This window comes from Burkholderia sp. WP9, from assembly GCF_900104795.1.
GTDB lineage: Bacteria > Pseudomonadota > Gammaproteobacteria > Burkholderiales > Burkholderiaceae > Paraburkholderia.
This window is the reverse complement of record NZ_FNTG01000004.1, coordinates 162,596-184,933: the sequence shown is the minus strand read 5'-3', so window position 1 is coordinate 184,933 and position 22,338 is coordinate 162,596. Positions and strand designations below refer to the sequence as shown.

Genomic DNA, 22,338 nt, shown 5'->3' with positions numbered 1-22,338 from the left:
TTTTTGTGCCGCATCACGGTCCGATATTTATACACGATCCAAACCAAATTTCGGGAAGGCTTGACGGTTTCTCGACCAGGTATGCGCCTGGAAGGTCTAACGAAAGAAATGAATCATGCCCACTGGCATCGCAACCGCATCATGCCGGGACTTTGAATGTCTTGAGCCGAAAGCTCTTCGGTCGTTCAATCCCTCCAGGCGGGTGCCGGTTCATGGCCGACTACTGCCGGATGCGGTCGGCCGTTGTCGACCCATCTCTGGCACTCGAGAATCGAAAACTGGATACCGTAGAGCAGCCTTCGAGCAACCGCTTACAGGTGTCGGCACTGTCGTTGACCCAACGCAGTCTGCTCTATGACGCGCGCCAAAGCGCGTGACGGAACCCATTGGCCTCCCTGTGCAATGAATCGGGAGGTTGCGTCGACGACCGTCTGGTTGCTGTCGTCAGCGAATGGGGCAAAGACAGGTGCGACGGCCAACTCCACGAGGGCAAATTGCTGCTTTTCGAATCTGCCCGGGTCAATGCGGCCTTCGGCATCGAACGTAAGAATGGAAAACGTATTCCGAACGACGCGCACTGGGTTTCTGGCCACAAGTTCGACCACGACGCTGGCCATTCGCGCTCGTTGCCCCGCAAAAACGGGCAGACAGTGACTTGCCGGATCTCGCAGCATCCGGTCGAACCTGGTGCCTGACAGCCGCCAGAGGGTATCGTCACGAGCGATCAGAAACCTTCGGCAAGAAAAACCCATGGTTCTGCCCCTTGCATTAACCGCGATACTCACCACGCGCGGCAAGATCCAGCAACGTGCCTCCCCAGCAGGAGATTCACCACTGTACGTTACACCGCGCGCATGACCAGGCTTCGTGTCGTTCTGGTCGATGCCCGGCTCTGTGAACCCTTCCCTCCACGTGAAGCACCTCGCAGTCATCGCGCTCGCGGAATCGAAGTCAGTCGCGGAGGTGATCACGGTGGCGTGGAACCACGCCACGGGCTTGGCCGCGCCCCGCTAAGGGCCATACGCGACCTTCTCGTCCAGAAAGTGTCCTGCGTCAATGAATGCATGACTACGGTCGGAATGAGGCCAGTAAGGAACGCCTTAACGCGAGGATGGAAGCGCTTGCCTCCTGACGTCTCACTGGATGATCTCGCCGCTCCACCGATCACGGTTGGCCCAGAACGAACACCGCGTGCATTTTTCGCCTTCCGGGTAATCGATGCCTTCCTCATGCGGGCACCCGATGATGCGATCGAAGGCCACCACCGATTTGGCACCATGATGATCGATGAATCGAACGATTGCTTCCGTGACTTCTGGATCGATTCTCGCATCGGTTGTTTCGCAGAACCACCGCTCAACAGGGTTGTAGGACACCTGCCCCGAACCGCGCGCAAGAGAACTCGTGCAGGAGCCGGCGGGCAGGCGTCCTACAAGCCCCAAGGGAGGAAACCGCGGGATGTTCCGATGTGATCAGAACGTTCCACCGCTATGAGGATTTGTCCGGCCGGAATGCGGTAATCGCGTGCACGGTCATCTGAAGTTCCCGCTGGCTGGAGAAATCGCGGGATACAGCAACGCCCGCGGCTTTTCAGCGGCGGTCAGGCATCGACCAGGAAGCGGACCAACGCGGTGCCCGCGATGCCGGCATCAGCCCGGATCGTCGTCCGCCGCGTAATACTGCGCGGCCGCCTCGAGCATGCGCTGCTGCTCGGCGCGCACATAGATCGACGTCGTCTGCAGCGATGCGTGGCCGAGAATCGTCTGCACCACATCGACCGGCATGTCACGGGCGACCGCGCGCGTGCCGAAGGTGTGCCGGAACGCGTGCGCCGAGGTATTCGCGAGCTGGACCAGCGCCTCTTTCGGGATGTCCGCCCGCGCGCCAAACTCAACGGTCAGACGGCGTATCGCCTGACGGACCAGATGCCCGAAGGCATCGGCCGTGTACGGCGCCTCGACGGCGCCGCCGTGCTTCTTCAGTGCCGGACCAGTCGCGGGAATCACCAGCGGCACGATCAGCGGCGCGGAGTCGAGCGTCGCATCGAAGTCGCGCCCGCGATCGGCCCAGTGTTCGCGCAGCGCGCGCACCGTGGCCGCACTGACCGGCACCGTGCGCTGTTTGCGGCGCTTGCCGGTGACCGTCAGCGCCCAGACCGCAGCCGCATCCGGACCCTGCGGCGACCGGGGCAGGTCCACACGCGGCAGGTCCACCCGCCGCAGGTCCTCACGGCGGGCGTGCGCCGCCTCGTCGCGCCGCAGCCCGGAGTCGCCCATCAGCAGGATCGCCGCGCGCGCGGTGCGCCACTGCCGGGCGTCGGCCTCCGGCCCCTCCGCCGCGTTCCCGTGCCGTGCACAGCGGGCGTCGAGCGCGGCCCGCAATTCCGTCCACAACCCGGCCGGCAGCGCGCGCCCGACCTGCACCGCGACTTCGCGGGTCACCGTCACCGGATCGTGCACCGCGGCCCACGGATTGCCCGCCAGATAGCGGACGTCGACGAGCCACGCAAACGCCGCGCGCAGCACCCGCACCGCATAGGCCTGACTGTCGGGCGCCAGGCCCCCGGGGGCAAACGGCCGCCAGCGTCCGCCCGCGCGCGAGCGCTTCGGACCAGTGAACGCCGGCGACGGCGCCGCGAGGAAATCCTTGTAGGCTTCGCAGTCCTCGACCGTCATCGACGAGACAGCGGTGCCGCGCACGATCACCGCCCACAGGATCAGCCGTTCGAGTTCGCGGGTGTAGGCCCGCAGCGTGGCCGGCCGGTCGCGATAGCGGTGCAGGTACGCATGGAGCGCCGCGAGGTCGTGCGGCGCACGGATGAACGCAAACGCGGTCGCCCGGTTGGTGCCGCGGGTCGCGCTCCCCTGCGTCGCGGCGCCGCCCGCGCCCCCCTCTCCCCCCGACAATGCGGCCGGCACCGCGAGCCGTTCGAACGGTGCCAGCCGCGGCGCGAGCGGACTGCCGCCGATGACCACCAGGTCACCGGTGCCGCCCTTCCCGTCCGGTGGCCCCAGCGCACCCGGACCGGGTCCGGCATCGACATCATCAGCGACGCGCACGCCGAGGGTCTTTTCATGGCGGCGCAGCCACGCGACGAGCGTGGCCGCGCGCAGCGGCCCGATGCGCGGCACCGATCGCCACCAGCTGCCGCCGCGCGCGTTGCACCAGTCGATGAGCGCCCCCAGCGTCGCGATCCCCTCCCCGGCGAGGCGCCGCGCGACCAGCGGCCGGAACCACAGGTGCACCGGGTGAGCCACGGCCGGCACGGCGGCGGCCAGCGTCGACGCCTGCCCGACCATGCGCAAGGTGACGGCGGTCAGTTTCGCGCTGCCGTGCTGCCGGATCGACGCCTTCAGGTGATCGGCGAGTACTGGCGAGCCGTGCAGCAGCGCGAGCTGCACGAGGTCGTCACGCATCGTGCGCAGGTACCGCTCCATCGCGTCGGGGGTCGCCGCATGCGGGGCCAGCTCGGGATCATAGTAGAGCCGCGCGATGGTCGCCGCGGGCAGCCGCTGCACGAACGCGCGCAGCGCGGTGAAGTCGGTGCGCGTGTAGGTACGCGGTGGCGGCAGGGTCAGCGTTTGCGGCTGGTTGGCCATGGCGTTCAGCGTCCCTTGCGCGCTGCGGGACGGCCCGCGCTGTGGGCCGCCTGCGCGGTGGCCAGCGGCAGGAACAGCATCAGCGGCGAATCGGGAAGCGCGATCAGGCCGTGATGGCGGTAGAACGCGGCGGCGGCCTCGTCCTTGGCATCAACCACGAGCGCCCAGGCGGCGATGTCGGCGGCCATCACACGTGCGAGCGCATCGGCGAGCAGCGCCCCGCCGAGGCCCTGTCCGCGGAAATCCGCGTCGACCGCGAGGCGCCCCATGCGCACCGCCGGCACCGACGGGTAGCGTGGCAGCTTCCTGCCGAGCGCGGCGGGTAGCGCGGCGAGCGACACGCTGGCCGAGGCGAGCGTGTAGTAGCCGGCGATACGGGACTCGCCCAGCGCGACGAAGCAGGCGGTCACGCGGCGGCGCACGTCCTGGGTGACCTGGTGGTGGAAATAGTGATCGGGCGCCGCGGCGCCACTGTGGAAATGCTGGCGCTCATGGCTGGCATCGAGCGGGGCGAGGTGAAACGGCGCCTCGCCCATTTAATGCGGGTCATCAACGCGCACGAGCTTCCGCCGGCGCGCAAAGGCGCGCGTGAGGGCGGCCGCCGGCGCCGGGGGCGCGAGCAGCGCGTCGGCAAACGCCTGCTGGTCGGCCTGCGACAGGCGGATCACGTCGGCCTGTTCGATCACGTGCTGCGCGGCGTCCTGCACGGCCGCGATCACGAAGTCGGTCATCGTGCGGCCCTGCAGTTCAGCGGCGCGCCGCAGCAGCGCGTGCAGCTCGGTGCTCACGCGCGCTTCGAGCCGGGCCGTGGGTGGGGTCGGGGTTTTCATGAGGGATCCTCCTGTCGCAATGGTACGGCTAATTGCCGTATGCATCAAGACCGCTGGTGTTTTACGTTGCGCGGATCCGCCCGGAACAAGGGGTCTGAGGCTCAGTGGAACGGTTATCGGAAGAATCCATAACTGTTCCACTGCACCTCAAACCCCAACAACGCTCCACAACCCAGGCACCTACGTTGTCTTTGGCGCTTCATGATCTGCCCCCTTGCGCCGATCATGCACGGCCACCGCGGGCAACCTTGGTGGCCCAACTCCGAATAACACGACAAACAAGGGAAGAAAACGCAAAAAAACGAAGAAGAGCTACGTCTTAGATAGATAGATAACCTCGAAGAAAACCAACGAAGAAGACGAGTTTCAGACCGGCAGATCTAAACGACTTTCAGAACGCCGATGACAGAAAATGGAGAGCCGGGTTTTCGCGCGGCTTTCCGAGCTCGGCAAAGACGCGATTGCGATGTCGAGCGTGCATCTGAGCCAGTTCTACGGAATCGAACTGGCCGACTTCGCTGCGAAAACGGCAAAGCTCTCGCTGTGGATCGCCGAATATCAAATGAACGAGCAGTTCAAGCAGCAGTTCGGCACGGCGCCGCCCGCGCTCCCCTTGCGCGACAGCGGTAACATCGTTCACGGTAACGCCTTGCGTCGTGATTGGCTCGCCGTCTGTCCACCGTCGGCGGAAACGGAAATATACGTCGTCGGCAATCCGCCGTATCCGGGCCGCGCGTTGCAAACCGCTAGCCAGAAAGAGGATTTGGGCCGGGTCTTCGAGCCCTTGGGCGTGCCTGATCTTTCTGCCCGACCAGCGGGCCGGACTGCTCGAAGATCCGCCGGAGGCGGAGCGTTTCCTGCGCCGTCTTCAGTCAGGCGGTAACCCCGGCCAGGCGCTGCCGACCGGATACGGATAGAGGATACCGAGCGCGTGACGTTCCACAAAAATGAGGTCGATCCACCGGATGGTGGTTTCGCGGCGGGCCGTCATTCGCGCAAGCAGTCTGGCGAGGGCTTCGGCCGGTGAGAGCGTCGTGTGAAGCGTGACCGGTTTGCGCTCACGCCAGCGCGAGAGCGCGGCCTCGACGTGGGCGATGGTGAGCCGGTGGCCGGCTTTCGCTGAGATCGGAAAATCGGCTGGGGTCATGGAATTTCGAGAAGCGCTGGACATCACCGGCCTGTGTACCGGTCCTGGCGCGCGGACGGGCCGCTGCGGCTAGCAAGACCTCCGGAATCGGTTCAAACAGCGCGTCGAGATCACTGGCCGGGAACTTGACGGCGCCCGCGGCGTCCCCGGCAACACGGCCGCCAACGAGCGGCCGCTTCCACGGCCTGCGCGGGGTGTGCGACTCAAATATCTCCGACCGGCCCGCTATTGAGCTGCTGTGAGCTTGAGTCCCGGCCGCGACACCTGTGTGGACTCAAGGTGACCTTTGCGCTGGTCGGCGACCTGCTCGATACCGTCCTTGATGACCTGCTCACAGAAAGCCAAACGTGCCCGGTAGTAATCCGCGTGCATCTGCGCATCGAGGATCCGCTGTTCCGCCTGGAAAAGCTCCAGACGCAATTGTCGCAACGCTCTTTCAGCCTGTTTCTCAGGCGTGAGCGCATTGTGCACAGCCCAGTTTGCGAGCCATTTCAGCATGGCAAATTCCTCCCGTCGTTGGATGCCCATCCTCTGCTACGGCAAAGGCTACCAAAGTCTGGGACAGAGTGTCTTCAAGAGTGGGCATCGCCTGTTGCAAACCGCACACAGTTCTGTCCGATCCTGGGTAGTGCGGAAACGGTCGTTTGCGGTAAACGGCGCGCCCTATGGGCGCCCGACTGCGTCATCGGATCCCGGAAAGGCTCACCTATAAAGGAAGGCGCCGCGCCCTGTAAGCGGTGAGCGTCCCGTCAGGAAAACAGCCTTGACATCTCACCGGGAAAAGAGCACCCGCGCCCAGCGACGCCAGGCCGTGCGACGCGCCGGGCTGCGGCCAGTCACGATTGGGGTGCCGGACACGCGCGCGCCTGGTTTCGCCGAGGAATACGCGCGCCAGTCCCGCGTGATCGCCGGGAGCGCAGCGGAAAAGGACGTATGGACTTTATCGGGCGGCTGACCAAGGACGAGTGGGAATGAAGCGGGACGTGACGGCACCCCAGATAGCGGTCCATCGCGTCGGCACTTGCCGCGTGTGGGCCGCATGCGGCGCCAGCTCCGGATCGTCGTAGAGCCGCGCGGGGGTCGCTGCAGGCAGCCGCTGCACGAACGCGCGCAGCGCGGTGAGGTCGGTGCGCGGTGGCGGCAGCGGCAGCGTTTGCGGCTGGTTGGCCACGGTCAGAGGGCGGCCTTCAGGTCGACCAGCGTGATCATCAGCGTCAGGGGATCGAGCGCGGACGGCTCGAAGCCGAGCTGCACGTAAAAGCCCTGGGCGTCGTCGGAGAGCGCATGCGCGATCAGCCCGCGAATGCCGATGGTGTCGGCCGCCTGCAGCACGCGCAGTCCCGCATCGCGCATCAGCGCCCGGCCGACACCCCTGCCCTGCAGGGAACGGTCGACGGCCAGACGGGCGAGCACCACGACGGAACCGGTTCGGGCAGGTTGCGCCGGAACCGGCCCGGCGCCTCAGCCACGGCCACCGGCACCGGACGCGAGCGCATAGTAGGCCAGCACGCGCGCGCCCTCGCAGACGACAAAGTGCGCGATGCGCCGCTGGCCTGATTTTTCAGGGCCCGGCGCGTCAGCCACCGGTCGAGACTGGCCACGCCCGAGGCGAAACGGTCCAGCTCATGCTGGCTGCCCAGCGGTTCAGGCGCGCCCAGCGTCATGCGGCGTCGCCCGGGGTATCCCATGGCGCGACGGTCTGCATCGCGCGGCACAGCTCACTGGGTTGCGGCGGCAGATCGAGCCGTGCGAGAAACGCCGCATACGCTGCGGGGCTGGCCGTCATCACGACCTGCTCGAGCAGCGCTTCCTCGGCCGCCGCGCGGGCCGCCTTGAGAATGAAGTCAGTGCGGTTCTTGCCGCGGCTCGCCGCCCGGTCGATCAGCCCCCGCTCTTCGGGCCGGATGCGGATGTTTAGCGTCTCGCGCTTCGGGGGCAGCGCATGGGTGGCGGACATGGGAAACCTCGCTCGGAAACCGTGGGAAGGCCCAGTCTGGCAGAAACGCAATGAAATTGTCATTACGCCGGCTCTGGAACACGCCCTTTTTCGCGGCTCCCCGCCATTTAACCCATTAAACCCTTCACTGCTAATAACAATTATCAGTGAAGACCGGCGGCGACAGAACGGCACCGCCGCCCCCGATCCGGCCGCTGCGCCGTGCCGGCGCCCCTGCCCCGCTCCTGTCATCCCGCGGCCCGGCGCGTCTCCACCTGCGGCCGCGCGAGGATCTGCCGGATCGCCGCCAGATGACGGTCGCCGATCTCGATATGCGCGGCGGCACCGGTGACCGCCGCCCGCACCGGCCACGGCGGCCGCAGCCCGAGCTGCCGGCACAGCTGCGAGACGTACGGCTTGCCCGGCAGGCCTGGCCCGATGCAGGCCTGCGCGGCCGTCCACCGAAGCAATAGTGAGAATGCCGGAACAAACGGAATCTCCCTGCGTCATATCCTCGACGAACTTGCCGTGACCGAGCCCGCCCTGCGCGTTCGCTTCGAGAAGGACGCGCGCGAGTTCGATGAGGTCGTCCAGACTCGGATCGAGCTTGCGCGGGCGCTCGTCGGGGCCCTGCCCGCTGCCCAAATGGGCAGGGAAATTCCGCGCGTGCGGCCAGCAGTTGTGCCCAGACCCAACTGCCACGATGCGGTCGACGCGTGGGTGGCCACGCATTCGGAAACGCAGGCCGTGCAGGGCTGGCTCGCTTTGGTCACCTTCGGGCCGCAGTTGCTCCTCTGCGCGCACTCGGTTGTCCGCCATGCGGATAGAGGGCTCATCGACGTCACTTTCAGCGAGCACGAACCGGCGCTGCAGTTCGTCCCGCACCCGCGCGCGGCAGCTGGCTTTTTTCGTTCCTGTGCGCGGCGCCGTCGGCGCACGAGCTTCGCATCAACATGGGCCGTGGGGAGGCTGCGCCGTGAGCGAGCTCGCCGTTAAACTGCTCCCAATCTTGACGGGCCCCCACTGCGTTGCAAGGCCTTACGGCCACGCGTAAGCGGGCTTGCGCGTGGGGGCGAAGCGCAGGCCGTTAGTTGCGTTGCTTACGTCAACCCGGTTCGTCCCGGAGCACCTCGATGAGCACGATTGACCGTTTTGAACCGGACCCAGCCCTCACGGCCGCGAGCGCCTAGCCGCAACCACGCTCGCACAGTACCGCATCTGGGCCGAGCGCCTGTTCTGGTATTCACGGAAGGTGAATGCACCGATTTCGGCGTGGGGGCTGGATGAGTTTTCCGCATACATCGACTTCCTGCAGGCGCCAGCGCCGTGGTCGATCCGCGTGCGCGGGTTGCGGTGCGGCGGATTGGCGACCGTTCCTCCGGCCACTGACCGAGCGCTCGGGGGGCCAGACCCAGAAAATCGTCACGTCGCTATTCGACTGGCTGCGCGACGTCGGCTACCTGCAGCTGAATCCGGCCACCGGGCTGCCGACGGTGGGCCGACGCGGGCCGGAAAAGCCGGGGCGTTTCCGGTCACCTGACGACACGGCGCTCCTGCGTGAGGCGATTGCCGCCCGCCCGGGCGCGGAGTCCGGCCGCAAGGCGTGCCTGGCGAATGCGCGCGACCTGTTCGCGGTGGACCTGTTTGAACGGACCGGCCTGCCCACCACCGAGGTGATGCAGTGCCGGATGGGCCATGTGTGCATCGAACCGGTGCCGCATGCTCTCCGCCGTGAGTTTCCGGACGCCCCGCTGGGTGCCGTGCGACGAGCTTGGTTGTCGCTGCAGGCCTACCGAATAGCGTTTGGCCTACCACCGGTGCCGCTGCCGGACGAAGACCTGCCGCTGCTGTTGTCGGTGCGACGCTCCCGCTGGGGTGAACGCAAGGGCATCCGCAGCCGCACGGCGATTTGGAAACTGGTCACCGGACTGTGCAGTGAGGCGTTTGCCTACGCCCGCGCCCACGGCCGGCTCGTCGATGCCGACCGGTTTGAACGCGCGTCCACGCACTGGCTGCGTCACACGTACGCCAAAGGGCTCGCTCAGGCGGTCCGCGACGGCCTGGACGCCTCTGCGGCGCTCGAAAACACGGACCATAGCGATCTACGGACCTTCCGCCAGTACGTCGACGACGAACCGCTGAAGCGCGCGCTGGAGACGCAGCGGGCCCGTTCGCGCGTGACACGATAACAGTCGGCGTCCCACGACTCCCGGGTGGCGCCGCACAATTAAGATCTCCTCGTCGCTATGATCGCCGCAGCGAGCATTTTCGATACGCAGGACCTTCACGAAGGCCGCTTGCCCGTGCTACGCCGCAACGCGCGGCGTAGCTTCAAGCCCGTCATGAACTGTCATTGACGCGGCGTCCCTCGCCGATCACGATCCGGCGCTCACCGCAAACGTTAGAGAAATTGTCGCCTGCGCAACTGGCCAGTGCGTTACAAACCGCGGAGGCCTTGCGCCGCTGACGACCGGCCTATTGGACAGCCGCCTGTCCGGCCCGAGCCTGATGACTGAAATCGTCGGTGCTACGAGAGAGAGGGGATCGGTGTGTGGACCGGTCTGAATCGCTGTCAGGTAGCATCGCCGGCCAACTGGAGGAGGGAGGTTCTAGTGCGGCGCTACTTGAGCACGCAGAAATATGGACACGTCGCTATACGGTCATGGTAATCACGCCTGCTTGATCCACAAACGTATGGACACAGTTGCAAGAGGAAATACCACGACCTGAAACAACATCAAGGAGATGGCCGCGCTCAGAGTCGAACATTGCTGACCACTGTAGTCTGATTCGTCGCGATCTTAGGGCTGCCGCGGGGGCGGGGCTTTGTCCTTCAAAGGGCACCAGAGCACCGCAAGTGAATGTCGCGGTGGATGCTCGTCAGGCATCTTCTCGAATCCGAAGCCGGTTGCGAGAGCGGGTTTTGCTCAACAATCAGCAACTTTCAGGACGAAGGTATGGTGAACAGGTACGCTTACTTGCCCGCCGCGGATGAATGCTTGTCGCAAGTTTGGGTCTACCATGAAGGCTCCTAGGGCCGTACGCTTTTCGCATTCAACTTGATCAGGCTACTGCGCCCGCGCTGATTTGCTGACTCTCGTGCCCAGCTTCTCAATAGCAGCCTAGCTCCTGTGTAGCTGTTGCCATTGAAGGGGCGCGTCGAGAGTCTAGACCCGCTCAAGCCTCGTCCGCAACCATCGCCGCTTACGGGAACCGCGAATTGCTGAGATGCAAACCGCGCTGCTCGGAACCGACAGCTGTCCTCGTGCGTGTCTAGGCTCTAGACACGCCGAAGGGTCCGCAGCCCTTCATTGGTCCTCGCGTGGCCCCATGGTGTCCGCTCACCGCTACCTAATCTCGTGTCTAGAGTCTAGACACGCATGCTCTGGGCCGGACAGCCTCGCAGCCGGCGATGTGCCTCGACTCTAGACACTTTCAGAGCGGCTGGACGAAAAAAAACCCGCGCAAGGCGGGCTTGGTTAAGGGTAAAGCGTTCCTCAGTTTGTTTTCGGCTGATCGTGGAACATCCGGCTGATAAGCTCCCGAATCTGCGTCTCCTGCGCGTCCGTGAGCACGCCGGCCTTAATTTTCACCGTGATACCGCTGATGTCCTTGGTAATGGAGCCCGCGTGTTCCTTGCCAGAGAAAAACTTGTCGATGCTCCGCTCGCTTGCAGAATTCGTCGTCGTCGTTCGACGAGTTGCCAACGCCTTAATCGCCGCTGCCACCTTCCCCTGGTCCATGTCGCCCTTTACCACGAGCGGCCAGAGTTCCATTGCTGCGTTCACACCGTCTTCGCCGTGTTTCTTGATGGCCGCAACAATCGCTTGGGCAGCAGTCCCGCCAAGCAACCGCGGCTGAATGTCGAGGTCCTTCCTGATGAAGTCCGGTAAATTTTCAAACGAGAGGAACTGGTAGAGCCCGCTGCGGGACATACCCAGTGCCTCGGCCATCCGCTTACGGTCAGGGAACTCCTTCTCCGTCTGCCTCATGGACATGGCAACTTCATAGTCGGACAAGTCGTCACGACTAACATTTTCCACGAGGGCTAGCACAGCCATGTCTTCGTCGGAGCACTCCACAACGACAGCCTTGATGGCTTCGAGTCCCACCATCTTATGTGCGCGCCACCGACGTTCGCCCGCCACAATCTGATAGATATCGTCGGCGCGGCGGACCACGATGGGCTGCATAAGCCCGACTTCACGAATGGACTCGGCCAGCTCCGACAGCTTCGCCTCGTTGAATACTCTCCGCGGCTGCCAGGGGTTCGGTACGATGTCGGACACAGACAATTGCGACGCGGCGCCAGTGGACTCCAGCTCTTGGACACGTAGTTGCGCTACCGCAAGCGCACCCGCGAGGCCAGGCGCCGTCTGCGTTCGGTTGCTACGCTTGACCTCATCTTCCTTGATAGATGAGGTCGTCCGGATCCCGGACGTCTTGGCCAGCAGCTGCTCTCGCATGTTGCTCATTGCGCGTTCCTCCATTTTTCTGCATAGATTTCGTCCACCCACCGGCAGTAATCGACAAGGGGCTGTCGTACACGCTGCAACGACTTAGCTGCGCTATGGGTACTGCTTACGTCGAATACCGTTGAAAATGCCAACGCTCCTGTGCTCATCACCGAACTGGCCGGCACTTCAATCGAATGCAGCCAGCTCTCGTATGCGCTCTGTGCCCATGCACGCACGATAGGTGCGGACGACGTGCGCCCGTAATCGACCCTCGAAAGCATCAGCGAAATAAAGTCGTATTTCTTGTCCTGCTCGTACTTGATAAAGCTCTTGGATACATCTGAAAACAGTCGCCAGAACGACAGCGAGCTGATGAAGTCCAGATTTTCGGGAACCATCGGCATGACCATGGCATCCGCCGCCAGCAGTGCATTCAGGTTGAGGTACGACAGCGAAGGCGACGTGTCCATGAGGATGTAGTCGTAGCGCTTGCGCAGTGGCTCGAGACCTTGCCGAAGCACCGTCCAGAACCGGAAGCCGGGCCTCATCTTCTGCATCGCCGGCAAATGGAACTCCGCACCAATCAATTCGGTGTGAGCCGGAATCACGTCAAGCCCATCCCAGTAAGTCGACTGGACCCTTGTTTCCAGGCCACCCTCGACGTCCTGGTCGTAGATATACGGCAACACGGTGTCATCCGGCGTCACATCCTTTTCCGCGTACAAGCCGCATAGTTCGGAAAGCGAGGCCTGAGGGTCAAGGTCGATGACAAGCACCTTGCGCCCGCGCAACGTCAGTCCTTGTGCGAGACACATAGTTGTGGTTGTCTTTGCCGAGCCGCCCTTCAATTGGGCCGTTATGACGATTTTCCCTTCCGGTTCACGTGTTCCCGTAACGAGTGGAGTCTGATAGATGTCGGAGACTTTCTGGACCCAAAGGCGCGCTTCCTCCAGAGTGAATGTGCGGGTCCGCCCGGTACCGGCAGCGGTGCCTGGCGGCAAATCTCCGTCGCTCTTGGTTGCGAGGTATTGGACCTGGGAATGAGAGATGTTGCACATCTCAGCAATTTCCCCTGTTTTGAAAACAGGAGCAGCTTTTCGCGGTCGGGGTGCAAGAATGGTGTTACGCAGCTCATCCGTGAAAATTGACACCTTTTCAGCGAACTGGCTAATCTGCTCAAGAGGAACCGTTCGGTCTACGGCAGGAAGTTGGCTCGTTTTCACCATTCTGAGGTTTATCCGTAAATTTCGATGAACCTCAGAATACATGAAACACATGAAAATAGCTCTATAAACGGCTGTTTTTTATGAAGACTTTCTGAAAAACCATGCGTCATTGCGCGTTTTTGGTCGACTGGAGTGCGGCCGACAAGCATAGAAGAGACACTTCCTGCTCTTCCAGACCGCTGCCATTCGGCAGAATTGTCGCCGATAGGCACTGTAGTTCGCGCGCCGGTCGCCAGATGGTCGTTCAAGGTGAGGTCGCTTGTGCTAATTCTGAAAGCAGTATCGCCGCGCACATCGACCTTTGCACAAAAATACGGCACATGGTGAGGTCAATTGTGCTGCGAGAGACAACTCGAAGCGCGCCGATGTGTTCGCAGCACAATGGACCTCACCTTCCTCTCTGATTTTCAGCGCCTCGCACGCGCGGCGGTTTTTATACAGGTGTCTGCGCACACGCCTGCACAATGAACCTCACCTTCAATCGGGTGCTTTACGAATCGAAAACGTGTTTCTGTTGAAACGGAACAGGAGCTGGACCGAAACTGCTGCTCCGCACAATTAACCTCACCATCAGGGACGCTCGCCAAGTTGCTTCCTGGTAACCGGTTTGTTTGTTTTTTTAAAAAATCAAACAATCCAACAAACCAACAGAGGCACGTGACTTTGTTTAATTTCAAAGTCTTAACCTTCAAAAGGTGAGGTCCGTTGTGTCAATGGTGAGGTCAGATGTGCACCAAGGTGAGTTTTGTTGTGTGGGCAAGGTGAGGCCGGTTCCACACGAAGGTGAGGTCAGATGTGCGGGATTCGCTGGCGCGTACCACGGTGAGGTTGGCTGTGCATAGCGGCGCAGGAGCTAATTCCAATCACACGGGATAAGGGCTTGATGGGAGATACGGGTTCATCGTGGTGAGGTTGATTGTGCTGCGGTGAGGTTCATTGTGCATGGCGGAAGAGCGTAGGCCGCAGACAGCCAGTGCGACCGGCTGATGGTGAGGTTGTATGTGTTGACAGCTCACCCACGAATGCTACATTCCCGAAAGCGAAAATGAAGAACGGATGAGAATATGGCGGCGGAGGACAATCCGGAAGAAGGCAAGTCGAAAGTGACACCGCGACAGATGGCGCTCGCGCTGTTCGAGGACATGTTCGACTTGGGTTTGCCCATCAGCGAAGCCAATCGTGAAATCGGATACCAGCGCAACAACTTCTTCACTCAAGTCGTCAACATGGGGTTGCCGGCGCGGCGCTTTCTTGACGCCGCGTATTTCATTGTCGCCCAGGAGCAGGAAGCACGGGACCAGTACGACGTTGAACTGAACTACTTCAAGTGGTTGATGCGCTATGACAGCCGCAATCTAAAGCACTTGCGCACTATCGCGGAAGAAGCTCAGGACGCGAAAATTCAGGTTACCGATACACCAATCGATCGGGATCCCAACGAAAACGATCTGTGGGTATCAGTCCAGTTGATGGGCATGGTCGGCTTCCACAGGGGGCGCATTCGATTCGACGTGCACCCTCGCCTAGTCCCGCAAATCCGGGACCCAAAAAAATCCCACTGGTTGAGCCTGCGTATATCGACGGCTTTTACACGCAGCCTAGCGCGCGCGATCTATGACCAGGTCCTTCCCAGTGTCCCAAATGGCAGAACCGAATGGATACCGCTGGAAGACATGCGAAACTGGCCCGGCAGAATGGGAGCGAACGCCGCCATCTTCAAATACTTCAAGCGTGACTGGCTAGAACCGGCTGTGCGTGAAATCAATGAGGTGTCGGACATCGAGCTGTCCTATGAGACCAGGACCGAGTCCAGCACGTCGAAGAAAATCGACCGCATAAGGTTCCTGCTCAAGCGCAAGGATACCGCCGACGCTGCGCTGGCCAGCTTGGCTGACGCCAGCCACCTGTACAAAATTCTCAAAGAAGAATTCAACCTGTCTACCACGCAGTTCAGCGAGATTTCCGAGAACCGCGAAGTCTGGACCGATGCGCACATCCAGCAGGCTGTCGAATACACGCGATTCAAGCTCAATCGTGGACAGATAAAAAGGAGTCCCGCCGGCTACCTGATGCGAGCCCTACGCGATAACTGGAAGATGTCTGAAGCCGAGCGGAAGATGGTCGAGGTTCAGGCGAAGCTACTTACCGAAGAGACTGAAGCGGATGTCGTAAAAACCGAGATCCAGACTTCGGTCGCACGCAGCATCGCTTCGCGCGAAGAAGAAGTCCGTGCACGCATGAACGAGGAGTCGCGTAAGGGCCGCGAACACTTCAACGCGGCGGACGCTAAAACCCGCAAAGAACTGGTCCGCGCATGGGTTGCGTCGAGGGAGGGCAAGCTGATGCTGCGTCGTATGAAGCTCGAGGCCGCAACTGTAGCGGAGGAGGACATCGTCGCGAATACGGAACTGGTTTGGTACCTGGGGCAATTCGTATTCGGGCGCATGAATTCGTCTCGCGCATCGGCGTGAGTGTCCGCATGAGCACTTGCGCGTTTCCAAGCAGGTCGCTGTCGCTACCTTTTTGAATCATCGGCGGCCCTAGGAATATCTGGAGTCAAAGGATGCGGTCAGGTTTGCACGGATGCGCCGACGAGCGGTAGGGTGGCGTTACCGGCGGCCGCGGTTCGCACGAACGGTCTCATGAACGCTCGACAGGGATAGACGATGAATAAGCAGGAACTGGTTGATACGGTCGCCGCCGCGAAGTGTGAAAGCGCGATGGCTACCGGCGAGGCGATCGACGCGCTTATCGACGCGGTGACCACGGCGGTGGCAGGGCGCGAAACCGTGCAACTTATCGGATTCGGTTCATTCTCGAGTGGTGAGCGCCCCATGCGTGGGCCGTAGCCCGGCAACCGGCAAAGCAATACAGATTCCAGCTGCGAAGACGGCCAAGTTCACGGCCGGCAAGGTGTTCAGGGAGGCGGTGAACGCGTCATGACGAAGTCCGACATCGCGGCAGCCGTTTATGCGGGCCTACAACGCGAAATTGCTGACGTGGTGGAGTCCACGCGCGAAGCGACGGCCCGCAATATCAACGCGTTGATGACGGCAACCTATTGGGAAATTGGCCGCCGCATCGTGGAATTCGAGCAGGGTGGTGAGGGCCGGGCCGCTTACGGCGAAGCACTGATCAAGCGACTCGGCGCCGATCTGTCCCAGCGGTTCGGGCGAGGCTTCGGCTGGCGCAACCTTTCGCAGATGCGCGCGTTTTATCTGAGTAGGCCGGCGGAGCAGATTTTGCAGACGCTGTCTGCAAAATCCCCGTCCCCAAAAATTGTCCCGACACTGTCTGCAATTTCTGCCGGACGACACCTTTCCGGATCACCGGCGCGGAATTTTCCTGACCTGGCGGCCGTCGCACAGGCGTTTCGGTTGCCTTGGTCGGCCTATGTGCGCCTGCTGTCGCTCAGGAATCCCGCGGCCCGCAGCTTCTACGAAGCCGGAGCGCTGCGCTGCGGCTGGTCAGTGCGGCAGCTTGACAGGGAGATCGGCAGTCAGTTCTACGAGCGCGTCGCCCTCTCGCACAACAAGGCGGCGATGCTGCGAAAGGCAGGGCAGCCCGATGCTGACGACGCTCCTACGCCTGAACAGGCCATTCGGGATCCGTTCGTGCTGGAGTTTCTGGACCTGAAGGACGAGTACTCGGAATCCGACCTCGAAGACGGCCTGATCTTTCATCTGACTGACTGTTTGCATCCGGGTTCACATGGCGATGTAATGACAACGTCATTGCGTTTTGCTATGCTAGGACTTTCGACGGAGGCCTGCCATGACCACTGCCCACCCCGCGGCGCCAAAACGCGAAACGCTGAACATCCGGATCCGCCCCGAGGAGCGCGGCCTGATTGACCGGGCCGCCCGGACGCGCGGCAAGAACCGCACTGATTTCATTCTCGAGGCCGCGCGCGCGGCGGCCGAAGAGGCCCTGCTTGACCAGGTGGTGATGACGGCCAGCCCCGAGGCCTATGCGGCGTTTCTGGCGCGGCTCGATCTGCCGCCCCGTCCCAATGAGCGGTTGCGCAAAACGATGCAGACACCGGCACCCTGGGACGCCGCGTGACGGTGCGCGCCCCCGAGCCGCTCAACGCTCAGCACAACCTCGAGGCGTTCGCCTCGGGGGTCGACAGTCTCGACCAGTGGCTCAGGCGCCGCGCCCTGAAAAATCAGTCGGGTGGGGCGTCTCGCACCTTCGTTGCCTGTGACGGGCAGCGGGTGCTGGCGTACTACGCGCTCGCGTCGGGTGCCGTGGCCGTGGATGCGGCGCCGGGCCGCTTTCGCCGCAACATGCCCGACCCCATCCCCGTTGTGGTGCTGGGCCGCCTCGCGGTGGACCGGTCGCAGCAGGGCAGGGGGATCGGCCGGGCCCTGATACGCGATGCCGGTCAGCGCGTCCTGCAGGCGGCCGATACCATCGGCATACGTGGTCTGATCGTGCATGCGCTGTCAACGGACGCCCAGACCTTTTACGAGCGGATCGGATTTGAGCCTTCGCCAATCGATCCGATGATGCTGATGGTCACGCTGACCGATCTGCAGGCGGCGCTCTAACGATGGCGCGCATTTTCCAGCTGCTCAAGCAGCCACCACAGCGTACCTGGAGGCGCACCGACTTTGCGGCGCCGCGTGTGTTTGTGCTGCGTATTGAACCGGCGACGATCGCGCGGCTGTATTACGACGCGGACACCGCGCCACAGGCGGCGATGGTCGACTACCTACGCGCGATGCGCGACGAGCTGGTGCAACCGGCCATTCTCAACGGCTCGACCGTGCTCGCTGACCGGTTGACGGCGTCAATCAGAAAGCACGGCAGCATGAAAAGGACGAATACCCCACATACTGGTCGAAGCCCGCCACGTAAAGATCAGTAGATCAGTGTTCAGCATCTTTGACTTCGCTAATCGCGGGGCCGACGTAATGGGCTCTGGGGCGCAGCGTACCGCCGCTCAGAATCTGCTCGATAGAATGCGCCATCCAGCCCACACTTCGAGCAATCGCAAATAGCGAAAAGGCCGCGCCGTCAGGTAGACGGCCATATTCCACGAGCGAAGCAAGTGCCACATCGATGTTGGGCTTCAGACCTGTCAGCCGATCGACACAGGCGATCAGGGCGCATACGTGCCCGGGCGGCTGACAGGCGACCAGAAGGGCCGCCGCTCGCGGATCACCGTAAGCGTCGCGGCGCGGCCGTCTTGATCTGTGCAATCGGAGACGCCAAAGTGGTTCCCACCATTTCGAGTAGCGGGAACCATTTTGGGATCAGAAGAGAAGCCAACCTCGGGAACACGTAAAGGCAGACCGAACCATAGCCCAGAGCTTCGACGTCGCCTGGCCGCGGCTGCATGTGAACCAGGCGTCTCTGTTTCGAAACTCGCCCGGGAACATGGCATCAACGCGAACATGTTGTTCAAGTGGCGGCGGCGTTACCGTGCGGAGCAAGCTGCCGGGACGACCGAACTTGTTCCGGTGACGGTCGTGAGCGACGCGCCGGTCGCCATCACGCCTACATCTTCGGTCGAACCGGAGACGGTGAAGCCAACCCGGACCATCGGCACGATTGAAGTTCGAATTGGCCGGGCGGTGATCAAGGTCGATGGTGTGGTTGACGCCGAAACGCTGCGTACGGTGCTCAAGAGTGTGCGATCGTGATCGGCCTGCCAACGGGTACGCGCGTGTGGATCGCGGCGGGCGTAACCGACATGCGTAGCGGCTTTCCTGCCCTTGCCGCGAAGGTGCAAACGGCACTCCAAGAGAATCCGCTCGGCGGCGATGTGTTCATTTTTCGAGGGCGTCGCGGCGATCTCGTAAAAATTCTGTGGGCAACCGATGACGGCCTATGGCTTCTTGCGAAGCGGCTTTCGCGCGGACGGTTTATCTGGCCACAGGCTGATGGAGGCAAGATCTATCTGACGTCTGCGCAGCTGTCGATGTTGCTGGAAGGCATCGATTGGAGACAACCCCGTCGTACGGCCGCATTGTCGATGTTGTAAACCGCATCGAAGGCTCGTAAACTGCAGCGCATGCCTGACCATGCGCCGCTTCCGCAAACCGTTGCCGAGCTCCACGCCTTGGTGCTCGAGCAGCAGGCATCGATGGCAAAGATGCGCCAGGAGATCGCCGAACGCGACCGGGAGATTGTTGAGCGGGACCAGGAACTTGAGCGCCTGAAGGCACAGATCGACAAGCTCAGGCGCATGCACTTCGGTCGTAAATCCGAGCAGGTAGACCGGCAGATCGATCGGCTCGAAACCCAACTTGAGGATCTGGCAGCGGGCAGCGGCGTTGCCGATGTTCGCCGTGCGCGCGCTCGTGCATCAAGTTCAGGCGCGTCTGCGGCATCCGCAAAGCAAGCCCTGCCGCCCCATCTGCCACGCGAAGACCGCGTGCTCGAGCCCGACTCCATCTGCCCGAAATGCGACAACGCCATGGACTTGCTCGGCGAGGATGTATCCGAGCAACTCGCGCGCGTCACAGCAATGTTCAAGGTCATCCGCACGATCCGCCGCAAACGGATCTGCTCCAGTTGCGGCCATATAGGGCAACGTCCCATGCCGGGGCTGCCAATCGAGCGCAGCATCGCGCATCCGAGCTTGCTGGCCGAGATCATCGTTTCGAAATATGCGAACCATACGCCGCTGTATCGGCAATCCGAGATCGCGGCGCGCGACGGCGTCCGTCTCGATCGGGCCACCATGGCGCGCTGGGTCGGGCAATGCGAAGAACTCTGCCGGTTGCTGACTGAAGCGCTGCGTCGCTACACGATGTCGGCTGCGAAGCTCCACGCGGATGACACGCCGATCCCCGTGCTCGCGCCCGGCAACAAGAAAACCAAAACCGGTCGGTTGTGGGTCTACGTGCGCGATGATCGACGCTCTGGCTCGAGCGAACCCGCTGCTGTCTGGTTCGCGTACTCGCCGGACCGCAAAGGCGTCCACCCCCAGACCCATCTTGCCGGATTCGAAGGCGTCCTTCAGGCGGACGGCTATGCCGGCTTCAACGAGCTGATCGAAAGGGGCAAGGTTCGCCTGGCATCTTGCTGGGATCACGCGCGCCGATACGTCTTCAACGTCCATGAGACCGCCCCGTCGGAAACCACGAAGCAATGGCTCGACATGATCGGCGATCTATACGAAATCGAGGCTGCTATCCGCGGCAAACCACCCGATGAGCGGCGACGCGTCAGGCAAGAAAAGAGCAACCCGTTGCTCGGGGTCCTCGAGATGTCGATGAGGGAGAAACTCGCGACGCTTTGGCCGAAGGCACCGTTGGTCGAAGCGATTAACTACTCTCTGAACCGCTGGGATGGACTCACGCTGTTCTGTGACGACGGCCGCGTCGAGATCAGCAACGTGCTCGCCGAAAATGCCTTGCGCTGTGTGGCCCTTGGTCGGCGCAATTTTATGTTCGCGGGCTCCGACAGCGGTGGTGAGCGAGCCGCCGCAATGTATAGCCTGATCGGCTCGTGCAAATTGAACAACATCAATCCACGCGCCTACCTGGAATTCGTGCTCACGCACATTGCGGATCACCAGGCCAATCGCATCGACGAACTATTGCCCTGGAACGTCGCAAAGCATCTCCGCCCATCTACACCTGCCTCGCTTTGATCCATTCTGGCAGCGGCACGATGCGCCCGCCGCGTTCTCGACGCTTGTCCAGAGAATTCTCAACGGCCCTCACGCGACGCTTACGGTCACCTTGGGGGTAAAGCTGATGTCCGAAGCCGGGCAGCGAGGCACCGCTCGCCATCCAGTGTCGTACGGCAATCTCTGTACCGCATTGTTTCGCTTCGTCGAGAAGGGCCTGCACACGCACGTTCGCGTCGCCGTGTAATGGGCCGGACAGCGCCGCAAGGCCTGTTAGCGCGCACGCGCCCAGTGACGCCCCCGTCGACGCCGTTACTCGCGCGGCAAACGCCGAACTGTTCAATTCCTGATCAGCAAGCAGCACCAGCGTCCGGCGCAGCAGATCTGCACGCGCCTCCACGCCCCAGGCGCGTGCAATGCGCAAGTGGATGGGTTCCTCTCCTGCATGCAGATCGATAAAGCTGCTTGCGAGCCGACCGATCAGCACCGCCGCCTCATCGCACATGTCGGCAAACGTGCGTGCGTGGGCCGGCTTTTCTTCGGCTGCGGCGCGGCCCATGGCCGCATAGGCGCGTGCCTGGGCAGGACCGACACTCAGCGCGGTCTCGAAGACTGGAAAGCCGGGCAGCGTCGCCGAGTCTCACAACAGTTGCGCGACTTCTTCCAGCTGTGCGTGAGCAGAAAGTCGAACTGCGTCCTTTCCGCGGTAGTACAACAGGCCCCTGACGATAGTGGAAATACGCGTGCTGACGATGGGCTCGCCCCAGGCCATTGTGCTCGCCGCAATGGTCTTGCGTGTGCGCCCCACATTCCGCCTGTCGAGAAGCGCAGAAATATCGGCTCCCCAATACAGCTTTCGACCTGCATGAGTCGGGTCCCAGCGAACTTCGATCTGGCCACGGCTGACATAGGCGTAAAGCGTCTGCTTGCGCACGCCCAGGATCTCGCACGCTTCCTCCTGCATTATCCATTCCTTCACGTTGATTGACTCAATCAAGGTTGACGACCTTTGATGGCATGGGTCTAATGCCTGACACAAACCAAGCCCAGAGATCATGTTGTAACAGGCTCCCGCGTGAGCAGCAAGGCGCGCACAAGCCAATCAGACCGTACCCCGGCGACAGAGACGCCTGGCGAACGTGAGTGCGCCGTTCAGAACGAATGAGGAGACGATGGAGATGATGCAGCGAGGCGTACCCCATGCGACGTCCACAACGCACCGTGTCGAGACCGATGTGATCGGGCTGCCCCTGCCTGGCAATCCTTGCCGGGATGTTGCGCCTCGACAGAACGCGTTCGTCGTTGCGTTCAGCATATCCCGGCAAAGTACACCTTACGTGATCCAGCGGGAGTGCCGCGCACGGTCGGGCGACCCGATTGCATCGAGCGATTGCCAGGGCGACCGGCATATCGCCCTGCGCTCCATTATCGCGCTTCAGGCTGTCTGTTCTGCCGCTGATCCTGCCCCGCCCATCATCCCGTTTTCACCACTGCCCGATTAACCGCGGACCGAAAAGGTTGGCCGTCTGCGCGGGTTCACCTGGAAATCCTTTCG

The 22,338-nt window shown here is 62.3% G+C and carries 28 protein-coding genes and 1 pseudogene; 15 read left to right on the top strand and 14 right to left on the bottom strand.

Annotation, left to right across the window (positions count from 1 at the left end):
* The first annotated feature begins 494 nt into the window (after positions 1-494).
* Complete coding sequence (locus BLW71_RS41930) at positions 495-695, top strand: hypothetical protein (protein WP_177205238.1); 201 nt, start codon at positions 495-497, stop codon at positions 693-695.
* Between the two features lie 441 nt (positions 696-1,136).
* Here the strand turns inward: BLW71_RS41930 and BLW71_RS39230 are convergent, their stop codons facing one another.
* The 4 genes from BLW71_RS39230 to BLW71_RS39215 all read right to left on the bottom strand — a co-directional run bounded on the left by BLW71_RS39230 (position 1,137) and on the right by BLW71_RS39215 (position 4,429).
* Complete coding sequence (locus tag BLW71_RS39230) at positions 1,137-1,376, bottom strand: hypothetical protein (protein WP_286162277.1); 240 nt, start codon at positions 1,374-1,376, stop codon at positions 1,137-1,139.
* A gap of 273 nt (positions 1,377-1,649) precedes the next feature.
* Complete coding sequence (locus tag BLW71_RS39225) at positions 1,650-3,599, bottom strand: site-specific integrase (protein WP_091810030.1); 1,950 nt, start codon at positions 3,597-3,599, stop codon at positions 1,650-1,652.
* Positions 3,600-3,604: 5 nt separating this feature from the next.
* A complete protein-coding gene (locus BLW71_RS39220) occupies positions 3,605-4,135 on the bottom strand; it encodes a GNAT family N-acetyltransferase (protein ID WP_091810027.1) in 531 nt (176 codons plus the stop codon).
* The gene (locus BLW71_RS39215; protein ID WP_091810024.1) at positions 4,136-4,429 is read right to left on the bottom strand and encodes a type II toxin-antitoxin system TacA family antitoxin; all 294 of its coding nucleotides are present in this window, start codon (positions 4,427-4,429) and stop codon (positions 4,136-4,138) included.
* Between the two features lie 412 nt (positions 4,430-4,841).
* On the opposite strand from BLW71_RS39215, the gene BLW71_RS39210 reads away from it, so the two are divergent.
* Complete coding sequence (locus BLW71_RS39210) at positions 4,842-5,312, top strand: DNA methyltransferase (RefSeq protein ID WP_091810021.1); 471 nt, start codon at positions 4,842-4,844, stop codon at positions 5,310-5,312.
* Here BLW71_RS39210 and BLW71_RS39205 read toward each other — a convergent pair.
* Positions 5,298-5,576 carry a DUF3717 domain-containing protein gene (locus tag BLW71_RS39205; protein WP_091810019.1) on the bottom strand — a complete coding sequence of 93 codons (279 nt, stop codon included), beginning with the start codon at positions 5,574-5,576 and terminating at the stop codon, positions 5,298-5,300. The genes BLW71_RS39210 and BLW71_RS39205 overlap by 15 nt on opposite strands.
* Positions 5,577-5,801: 225 nt before the next feature.
* The gene (locus BLW71_RS39200) at positions 5,802-6,074 is read right to left on the bottom strand and encodes a hypothetical protein (RefSeq protein WP_091810016.1); all 273 of its coding nucleotides are present in this window, start codon (positions 6,072-6,074) and stop codon (positions 5,802-5,804) included.
* Between the two features lie 265 nt (positions 6,075-6,339).
* Between BLW71_RS39200 and BLW71_RS39195 the strand changes: the two genes are divergently transcribed.
* Positions 6,340-6,531 carry an antitoxin MazE-like protein gene (locus BLW71_RS39195; protein WP_091810013.1) on the top strand — a complete coding sequence of 64 codons (192 nt, stop codon included), beginning with the start codon at positions 6,340-6,342 and terminating at the stop codon, positions 6,529-6,531.
* Positions 6,532-6,749: 218 nt separating this feature from the next.
* Here BLW71_RS39195 and BLW71_RS42665 read toward each other — a convergent pair whose 3' ends face one another.
* The 3 genes from BLW71_RS42665 to BLW71_RS39175 all read right to left on the bottom strand — a co-directional run bounded on the left by BLW71_RS42665 (position 6,750) and on the right by BLW71_RS39175 (position 7,982).
* On the bottom strand, positions 6,750-6,992 hold the full coding sequence (locus BLW71_RS42665) for a GNAT family N-acetyltransferase (protein WP_286162276.1): 243 nt from the start codon (positions 6,990-6,992) through the stop codon (positions 6,750-6,752).
* Between the two features lie 244 nt (positions 6,993-7,236).
* On the bottom strand, positions 7,237-7,533 hold the full coding sequence (locus BLW71_RS39180) for a type II toxin-antitoxin system TacA family antitoxin (RefSeq protein WP_091810009.1): 297 nt from the start codon (positions 7,531-7,533) through the stop codon (positions 7,237-7,239).
* Positions 7,534-7,760: 227 nt separating this feature from the next.
* Positions 7,761-7,982 (bottom strand): CppA family protein, encoded by a 222-nt coding sequence (locus BLW71_RS39175; RefSeq protein WP_091810007.1) that lies wholly within the window; start codon positions 7,980-7,982, stop codon positions 7,761-7,763.
* Between the two features lie 58 nt (positions 7,983-8,040).
* Between BLW71_RS39175 and BLW71_RS39170 the strand changes: the two genes are divergently transcribed.
* Positions 8,041-8,508 (top strand): hypothetical protein, encoded by a 468-nt coding sequence (locus BLW71_RS39170; RefSeq protein WP_143048452.1) that lies wholly within the window; start codon positions 8,041-8,043, stop codon positions 8,506-8,508.
* A gap of 287 nt (positions 8,509-8,795) precedes the next feature.
* Positions 8,796-9,701, top strand: a complete 906-nt coding sequence (locus BLW71_RS39165) for a site-specific integrase (RefSeq protein ID WP_091810001.1) — start codon at positions 8,796-8,798, stop codon at positions 9,699-9,701.
* Positions 9,702-11,009: 1,308 nt separating this feature from the next.
* On the opposite strand, the gene BLW71_RS39160 is transcribed toward BLW71_RS39165, so the two are convergent.
* On the bottom strand, positions 11,010-11,987 hold the full coding sequence (locus BLW71_RS39160) for a ParB/RepB/Spo0J family partition protein (RefSeq protein WP_091809998.1): 978 nt from the start codon (positions 11,985-11,987) through the stop codon (positions 11,010-11,012).
* Positions 11,984-13,195: a ParA family protein gene (locus BLW71_RS39155; RefSeq protein WP_177205237.1), complete on the bottom strand. Its 1,212-nt coding sequence runs from the start codon at positions 13,193-13,195 to the stop codon at positions 11,984-11,986. Before BLW71_RS39155 ends, BLW71_RS39160 begins: the two co-directional genes overlap by 4 nt.
* Before the next feature lie 1,064 nt (positions 13,196-14,259).
* On the opposite strand from BLW71_RS39155, the gene BLW71_RS39150 reads away from it, so the two are divergent.
* The 6 genes and pseudogenes from BLW71_RS39150 (at position 14,260) to BLW71_RS39125 (ending at position 18,068) form a co-directional block, all read left to right on the top strand.
* The gene (locus BLW71_RS39150; protein ID WP_091809995.1) at positions 14,260-15,666 is read left to right on the top strand and encodes a replication initiation protein; all 1,407 of its coding nucleotides are present in this window, start codon (positions 14,260-14,262) and stop codon (positions 15,664-15,666) included.
* A 195-nt stretch (positions 15,667-15,861) separates the two neighbouring features.
* Positions 15,862-16,138 (top strand): annotated as a pseudogene (locus tag BLW71_RS39145) (HU family DNA-binding protein).
* Entirely contained in the window at positions 16,135-17,049 is a 915-nt protein-coding gene (locus BLW71_RS39140; protein WP_091809992.1) for a DUF1016 N-terminal domain-containing protein, read from the top strand. Before BLW71_RS39145 ends, BLW71_RS39140 begins: the two are co-directional and overlap by 4 nt.
* Positions 16,970-17,260: a type II toxin-antitoxin system TacA family antitoxin gene (locus BLW71_RS39135; RefSeq protein ID WP_091809989.1), complete on the top strand. Its 291-nt coding sequence runs from the start codon at positions 16,970-16,972 to the stop codon at positions 17,258-17,260. Before BLW71_RS39140 ends, BLW71_RS39135 begins: the two co-directional genes overlap by 80 nt.
* Positions 17,257-17,748 carry a GNAT family N-acetyltransferase gene (locus tag BLW71_RS39130; protein ID WP_091809986.1) on the top strand — a complete coding sequence of 164 codons (492 nt, stop codon included), beginning with the start codon at positions 17,257-17,259 and terminating at the stop codon, positions 17,746-17,748. Before BLW71_RS39135 ends, BLW71_RS39130 begins: the two co-directional genes overlap by 4 nt.
* A gap of 2 nt (positions 17,749-17,750) precedes the next feature.
* The gene (locus tag BLW71_RS39125; protein ID WP_091809983.1) at positions 17,751-18,068 is read left to right on the top strand and encodes a hypothetical protein; all 318 of its coding nucleotides are present in this window, start codon (positions 17,751-17,753) and stop codon (positions 18,066-18,068) included.
* 1 nt (position 18,069) lies between these two features.
* Here BLW71_RS39125 and BLW71_RS39120 read toward each other — a convergent pair whose 3' ends face one another.
* Positions 18,070-18,402 (bottom strand): citrate/2-methylcitrate synthase, encoded by a 333-nt coding sequence (locus BLW71_RS39120; RefSeq protein ID WP_091809980.1) that lies wholly within the window; start codon positions 18,400-18,402, stop codon positions 18,070-18,072.
* Here BLW71_RS39120 and tnpA point away from each other — a divergent pair.
* The 3 genes from tnpA to tnpC are packed head-to-tail and all read left to right on the top strand — an operon-like array spanning position 18,397 to position 20,804.
* A complete protein-coding gene (gene tnpA, locus BLW71_RS43085; protein ID WP_411829499.1) occupies positions 18,397-18,846 on the top strand; it encodes an IS66-like element accessory protein TnpA in 450 nt (149 codons plus the stop codon). The two genes, BLW71_RS39120 and tnpA, sit on opposite strands and share 6 nt — an antisense overlap.
* On the top strand, positions 18,843-19,187 hold the full coding sequence (gene tnpB, locus BLW71_RS39110; protein ID WP_079503813.1) for an IS66 family insertion sequence element accessory protein TnpB: 345 nt from the start codon (positions 18,843-18,845) through the stop codon (positions 19,185-19,187). Before tnpA ends, tnpB begins: the two co-directional genes overlap by 4 nt.
* 30 nt (positions 19,188-19,217) lie before the next feature.
* Positions 19,218-20,804, top strand: a complete 1,587-nt coding sequence (gene tnpC / locus BLW71_RS39105) for an IS66 family transposase (RefSeq protein ID WP_091809974.1) — start codon at positions 19,218-19,220, stop codon at positions 20,802-20,804.
* Here the strand turns inward: tnpC and BLW71_RS42650 are convergent.
* Both BLW71_RS42650 and BLW71_RS42645 read right to left on the bottom strand, forming a co-directional pair.
* Positions 20,785-21,342, bottom strand: a complete 558-nt coding sequence (locus BLW71_RS42650) for a citrate/2-methylcitrate synthase (protein ID WP_286162275.1) — start codon at positions 21,340-21,342, stop codon at positions 20,785-20,787. The two genes, tnpC and BLW71_RS42650, sit on opposite strands and share 20 nt — an antisense overlap.
* A gap of 81 nt (positions 21,343-21,423) precedes the next feature.
* The gene (locus tag BLW71_RS42645; protein WP_286162274.1) at positions 21,424-21,780 is read right to left on the bottom strand and encodes a helix-turn-helix domain-containing protein; all 357 of its coding nucleotides are present in this window, start codon (positions 21,778-21,780) and stop codon (positions 21,424-21,426) included.
* Between the two features lie 175 nt (positions 21,781-21,955).
* On the opposite strand from BLW71_RS42645, the gene BLW71_RS39095 reads away from it, so the two are divergent.
* Complete coding sequence (locus BLW71_RS39095) at positions 21,956-22,285, top strand: hypothetical protein (RefSeq protein ID WP_091809972.1); 330 nt, start codon at positions 21,956-21,958, stop codon at positions 22,283-22,285.
* Positions 22,286-22,338: the final 53 nt, after the last annotated feature.